This is a genomic window from Rhizobium laguerreae (assembly GCF_002008165.1).
Classification (GTDB): Bacteria; Pseudomonadota; Alphaproteobacteria; order Rhizobiales; family Rhizobiaceae; genus Rhizobium; species Rhizobium laguerreae.
Genome location: NZ_MRDM01000003.1, coordinates 127,260 through 133,431 on the forward strand (window position 1 = coordinate 127,260; position 6,172 = coordinate 133,431).

The 6,172-nt window shown below is 57.1% G+C and carries 6 protein-coding genes; 4 read left to right on the forward strand and 2 right to left on the reverse strand.

The window, feature by feature from the left end; genetic code table 11:
* Positions 1 to 77: 77 nt before the first annotated feature.
* The gene (locus tag BS630_RS38395; protein ID WP_012760183.1) at positions 78 to 206 is read left to right on the forward strand and encodes a hypothetical protein; all 129 of its coding nucleotides are present in this window, start codon (positions 78 to 80) and stop codon (positions 204 to 206) included.
* A 233-nt stretch (positions 207 to 439) separates the two neighbouring features.
* Complete coding sequence (locus tag BS630_RS04165) at positions 440 to 667, forward strand: hypothetical protein (RefSeq protein WP_077976401.1); 228 nt, start codon at positions 440 to 442, stop codon at positions 665 to 667.
* Between the two features lie 253 nt (positions 668 to 920).
* On the opposite strand, the gene BS630_RS04175 is transcribed toward BS630_RS04165, so the two are convergent.
* Entirely contained in the window at positions 921 to 1,409 is a 489-nt protein-coding gene (locus tag BS630_RS04175; protein WP_077976402.1) for an invasion associated locus B family protein, read from the reverse strand.
* A 787-nt stretch (positions 1,410 to 2,196) separates the two neighbouring features.
* On the opposite strand from BS630_RS04175, the gene BS630_RS04185 reads away from it, so the two are divergent.
* Together BS630_RS04185 and BS630_RS04190 are read left to right on the forward strand one after the other, a co-directional pair.
* The gene (locus BS630_RS04185; RefSeq protein ID WP_077976404.1) at positions 2,197 to 3,180 is read left to right on the forward strand and encodes a TAXI family TRAP transporter solute-binding subunit; all 984 of its coding nucleotides are present in this window, start codon (positions 2,197 to 2,199) and stop codon (positions 3,178 to 3,180) included.
* Positions 3,181 to 3,267: 87 nt separating this feature from the next.
* A complete protein-coding gene (locus BS630_RS04190) occupies positions 3,268 to 5,316 on the forward strand; it encodes a TRAP transporter permease (RefSeq protein WP_077976405.1) in 2,049 nt (682 codons plus the stop codon).
* 259 nt (positions 5,317 to 5,575) lie between these two features.
* Here BS630_RS04190 and BS630_RS04195 read toward each other — a convergent pair whose 3' ends face one another.
* The gene (locus BS630_RS04195) at positions 5,576 to 5,812 is read right to left on the reverse strand and encodes a helix-turn-helix domain-containing protein (protein WP_077976406.1); all 237 of its coding nucleotides are present in this window, start codon (positions 5,810 to 5,812) and stop codon (positions 5,576 to 5,578) included.
* Between the last annotated feature and the right edge of the window lie 360 nt (positions 5,813 to 6,172).

The following is a 6,172-nucleotide window of genomic DNA, read 5'->3' on the forward strand; positions in this document are numbered from 1 at the left end:
TGTTCATGCTGCATTCAGGATTGACAATATGGGCGAACAGTTAAAGAATGTCACCACATGATATAAGGAGCGAGCCCATGACCAAGACCGCCTTCCTCTCCGCTGTGTTTGCCTGCTATGTCGCGGTCATGTTCGCCATCGCCTCCATCCCCGGAGAGACGCCTTCGGAGGTTTCGCAGGCTCAACAGCTACAGGCGGTGAATTGATCTCCGGCGCAAGGTGGCGAAAATCAACCACGCACTGACATCGGAGCGTCACCATGTCACCGGACAGCAAGGTCTTTATCGCTGCCGTCCTCCTGTTTGTCGCGGCGATATGGGGCGGAGTGGTCTACGTCTTCTTGCAGCTCTGAGCCCTTAGATACATCATCACGTGATATTTCCCTTAAATTGGAACCGTTGCGCGCGGCGCTCATTACTCCTGCGAAGGAGTCACTCTCATGCAACGTTCCCTGATCGAGCCATCACGCGCCTACGTATCGCGCAATGCCAATCGGCCCCGTTACGTATCGCGGATCGAAAACGGCGTCGTCACCTACAGTGAATTCCATTTCGGCATCGCCTTTTCCCGAATGGAGACCTTGGACGAATTTGCCAAACGGGCGCATGAGGACGTCGAGCTGATAGAACGACACGAGGTTTTCGAGCCGCTGCGGCAAACCACGTGATGTTCGGAGGGCGGTCAACAATGAGAGAATTTAAGAGACAGGACGAAGAAGAAGCTCGTTACGATGTTCGAAGCCTACGTCTGCGCTATAGTCTTGGCCGGCACGAGGCAGAACGAGTTCTTCAGCGGTTTGGCAACTCAAAAAAGGAACTGGATCTGCTCCTTTCAGCCCGTGGCAGGACTCCCAGGCATCGCCCGAAGGAATTTGCGACACCCGAGCAGAGAGCCCCGTTTGGAATAGGCTGAATTCTCCCTCACCTGCAGTGGGCAACGCGCTCGAGCGCCGCGGTCACCCCTGTGAGTGAGTAGGTATAGGTTGTACGGGTGCCTCGCGCCGACGTCGCATGCAACGTCATTTGTCTGCCAGCCCGAAGTGCATTGACGAGTTCGGGTGCGAGAGCGGCGTTGGAAACCCAGGCGGTGTTGTCCTTGACGAACATTTCGAATGACTTGTCTCCGATTGAAACCTCCACGGTCGAGCCAGTTTTCAATGCGTATCCGAGGATGGCTTCAGGTTCATTGCCGCTTCCCTTCTCCGCTGGCGCGATCAGGAAATAATTCTTTCCATGATCCACGTTGGCGGGTGCTGATTCCGTCGGCACCGAAAGCGCGTAGCAAACCCGAGATCCGTTTCTCATAAAGGAATAGATGCCCCAATCGCCGCTTTGAGACACCATCCTGGCCGCAGCATGGGCGGTCAATGGTATCGATGCGGCAATAGCAAGGCTGGCAAGTTTCCTCATGATTTTCCTCTTCCTGAAGTGTCGAAGTCAATACTCGCGGCTCGATCCTAGTGTCGGTTTGTCGCGCGTTTCCCGCGCAGGAATCTGACCTCTTCGAAGGTGATGCACCCGTTCACGACGTGGCCTTCCCAGACCCGATTTCCAAATTGGCAGGTGACCATGAGGCCCTCGCTCTCACCGACCGCGGCGGCTGAGGAAAGCCTGATGAGATTTTGCTTGCAATATCGCCGGAACTCTCGCGTTGTGAGGCCCAAACGGTCGGCAAGCACCTCGTCTGAAAGTACAGATTTGGGGTAGGGGACGTCGGACATGTTGAAAGTCGAGCTCGGCCGCAGTAATATCATGACGTGATATAAATCATTCCTGACGGGCGGATCAACCCGTTGCCGCATTAAAAGGGCGCTCGGCGCGATTTGGACGGAGAATCCAACTTCTTCAGCGTCCTTTCTGTCGGAGGAACGCGATTGTTATTCAACTTGAACGGCTAGATCTGCAGCCTGCAAAAGATAGATGCGAACGAGGCGCCCTTGGCCTCGTGAGCTGTTGCGACGATGGCGCCGCTGCTGGCGGGCGACAGAGATTGTCGGAGCCGTCGGAACTTGCTCGCAGCTTGTCGGGTCAAGAGAACGACATCAGCCTTGGCTCCTCTCCAGAATGAGTCGAGATCGGTTGCGGAGTTCCACGCCCAGATTGATCGAACCTAAAGGCCTACTGACAAGGTCACTTTTGGTTGACAATCGCTTGGCAGATTCCCCATGTTCACCTAAACAGGTGAAAGGGAACATCGATGAACATCAGCAAACGTTTCATGTCGATCTGCGCCGTCGTGGGCGCGCTCGCTCTCAATGCAAACTTGGCAGGCGCGCAGACGCCGGCGTTTTTCCGAATTGGTACGGGCGGAACTGCCGGAACCTACTATCCGATCGGGGGATTGATCGCCAACGCAATTTCAGGCGGTGGCCAGAAGGGTGTTGCCGGTCTCGTTTCCACAGCTGTTGCGTCCAATGGATCCGTCGCCAACATCAACGCAATCCAGGGCGGATCAATGGAATCCGGGTTTACCCAATCTGACGTCGCTTATTGGGCGCACAGTGGCACGGGCCTTTATGAAGGAAAGGGTAAAGTCGACGACCTTCGCCTGATCGCCACGCTGTATCCAGAAACGATCCATCTCGTTGCGCGAAAGGATGCGGGGATCAAGTCAGTTGCAGACCTTAAGGGTAAGCGCGTTTCCATTGATGAACCTGGCTCGGGGACGATCGTCGACGCCCGTATCGTGCTGGGTGCCTACGGGTTGAAGGAGACCGACATCAAAGCCGAGCACCTCAAGCCTGGCCCGGCCGGCGATCGCCTGCGTGACGGCGGGCTGGACGCGTACTTCTTTGTCGGTGGTTATCCCACCGGGGCTATCTCCGAGCTGGCCACGTCCAGTGGCATTTCGCTCGTTCCGATCACCGGTCCGGAAGTTGACAAGCTGATCAAGGACTACACCTTCTTTTCGAAGGACACCGTCCCGGCCAATACCTACAAGGACGTTGCTGAAACGCCTACGATTTCCGTCGCGGCACAGTGGGTTACCAGCAGCAAACAGCCGGACGAACTGGTCTACAATATCACCAAGGTCATGTGGAGCGACGCGACGCGCGCCGCGCTCGATGCGGGGCATGCGAAGGGCAAGATGATCACTCTTCAGAATGCAACGACGAGCCTGGGCATCCCACTCCATCCGGGCGCAGAGAGATTCTACAGGGAAGCCGGCGTCTTGAAGTAAACAGGCGCCGAGCGTGTGACCGGTGATGCGGCGGCAGGCTGAAGCAGGCCGCCGCAACCGTTTAGAAGCGATGCCAAGGAATTCCACATGAGCGACGACACAGCCGGCAAGACCTCTCCGATGGAGCTGGACGAAGCAAAGGCGCGCGAGCTCGAAGAGCAGTTCGATGCCGAGATCCGGTTTCGGCCGCTGGGGCCGCTTGCTGCGCGGCTGGTCGGGGCTTTGCTGATCACATTGTCCCTCTTTCACTATTATACCGCCGGCTTCGGCCTTTTGTCGGAAGTTCTGCATCGCGGTATCCACCTGTCTTTCGTCCTTGGCCTGATATTTCTTGTATTTCCCTTCTCACGGCGCGGGTACGGCGAGCCGGTGCCTCCGACTGTGTATTGGCCGCTCGGCATTTCGCTCTTTGATTGGGCGCTGGCAATCGGTGCGGTGATAGCCGTCATGCACGTGCCATTCATTCCACTCGATGACCTCGCCTTCCGTGTCGGCAATCCGACAACGACCGATGTCGTGCTGGGTGGCTTGCTGGTGCTGGTCCTTCTCGAAGCAACACGCCGCTCGGTGGGCTGGCCTTTGCCGATCATTGCCGTCCTGTTCATGATCTACTCTCTGTACGGGCAATCCATGCCAGGAATTCTGGTTCATCCCGGCGCGACCTTCTCGCAGTTGATCAATCACCTCTATCTGACCAGCCAGGGCATCTATGGCATAGCGCTCGGCGTCGTCGCCACCTACGTCTTCCATTTCGTACTGTTCGGAGTGTTTGCGACACGCATCGGGCTCGGCCAGCTCTTTCTCGATTGTGCGGCCTGGGTTGCTGGGCGCTACGCCGGTGGGCCGGCGAAGATATCGATATTCGGATCGGCGCTGTTCGGCATGATATCCGGCTCGTCCGTCGCCAATACCGTGACTGTCGGTTCACTGACGATCCCGGCAATGATCCGGCTCGGCTACAAGCGCACTTTTGCAGCGGCCGTCGAATCCGCATCCTCCACTGGTGGCCAGATCACCCCGCCGATCATGGGCGCCGCGGCATTCCTGATGATCGAGTTCCTCAATCTCCCGTACACGACGATCATTGTCGCGGCGATCGTTCCTGCCTTCATGCATTTCTTCGGAGTCTTGGTTCAGGTCCACTTCGAGGCGAAGCGGGAGGGTCTTCGAGGCATGACCGATGACGAAATGCCGGATTTGAGGGAAGCCTTTAAGCGCGACTGGCCGACCGTCATCCCGCTCATCGTGCTGATTGGCATCCTGCTCTCCGGTTACACGCCGTATCTCGCCGCTTTTTGGGGCATCACGCTTTGCATCGCCGTGGGCCTCATCAATCCGCGCCGTCGCATGTCAGTGACGGAAGTATTCGAGGGCTTGCGGGACGGTGCAAAATACGCGCTCGCCGTCGGCGCGGCCGCAGCCACGGTTGGCATTATCGTCGGGGTCGTGACGCTGACCGGCGTCGGTTTCAAGATTTCCTATATTGTCACCACGACAGCGGCGGAAACGGCCAGCTGGGTCGGTACGATGGTTCCAGCCGCCTGGTTCGGACCGCAGACACTGACATTGTTATTCACCCTCATCATGACCGGTGTGGTCTGTATTCTTATGGGCTGCGGCATTCCAACGACTGCCAACTACATCATCATGGCAACGATTGCCGCCCCGACACTGGGCATGCTCGGTGTCGAGCCGATCGTCGCGCATTTCTTCGTATTCTACTACGGCGTGCTTGCTGACATCACACCTCCCGTAGCGCTAGCGGCATATGCGGCGGCCGGCATGGCGGGCGCCGATCCCTTCAAGACAGGCAACACCGCATTTCGCCTGGGCTTGGGAAAGGTGCTCGTACCTTTCGTCTTTGTGTTCTCGCCATCTCTTCTGCTCGTGACCGCCAACTTCTCCTGGACCAGCTTCACGATCGCCTTTGTGGGGTGCGTTTTGGGCATTACATGCCTCGGGTCCGCCCTCTCCGGCTTCTTATTTGTCAGAACCGTCTGGTGGGAGAAAACACTCCTGATTTTAGCGGCGATCCTGCTGGTCGTCCCTGAACTTGTGTCGTCGCTGGTGGGGCTACTTTTTGTCGTGCCTGTCTTGGGCCGACAATTCGTTGCGGTCAGCCGGGCGCACGCATAAGAGCTCCGGCAGGAGCGTGAGCGACATGCGGGCGGCAAGCTGGCGCGCTAGCTTCTCTAAAGAGAAAGGTTTCGACGAAAGACTTCCGCCGCTTGGCAAATTGAGTTGGGATCTAGCCAGGCGGAGGCGTCCAGCCTGGCTGAGCTGGAGCTTGGTTATCCCTATAAGCTGTAGCAGCCTCGCATGGCTCCCGTTGAAGTGCGACCTGTTCTCAGGTGATCTCCTGCAGGCACTCTTCTTAAAGTAGCTGTGTAGAGATTTAAGCGCGGTACGCGCCTGAAATTCTGTCTAGAACCCCTAGAGCGGCTGCGGCTCTTCGGATCCTCGATTTGTCGAAATCTGCGTCATTCTCTAGAGCTGTCACCTCTTCCACGGTCAGACCGGTGGTTTCTGCGACGTCGTCCAACGAATAGCCGCGAGCCTGGCGAGCCTCTGCAAGCAGGAAACCGGTGGACGGGACAACAGGGGATTTCGCAATATTCGAGGCAATGTTCATTTCGTTGAGCTTCCTTTTTGACGGTCGAAACGTGCAAACCGTTTTCTAGTTCGACCGCTACCGATCGTTCAATAGCGGACGATTTCTCCGATTTCCGCAGGCACTCTTTCTATCAGTTTGTGCGATGGAGTACAGGTCTGACGGGGTGAAGGAATGGACGACCGACGAGGGGTGCCACCCACGCACGTGCCTCCTCACGCATTGAGGAACATGAGTCAATATTAGCCGCAAGCCGGACCGCCAGGCAAATGACCTTACCAACCGTCGCCGCGCTCAATCGCCTCGATGAACTCCTCGAAAGAGCGGCCGAGAACACGCACTTCATTCAGCCAGTTTCCGGCAAAGACGAAGGGAATGGAA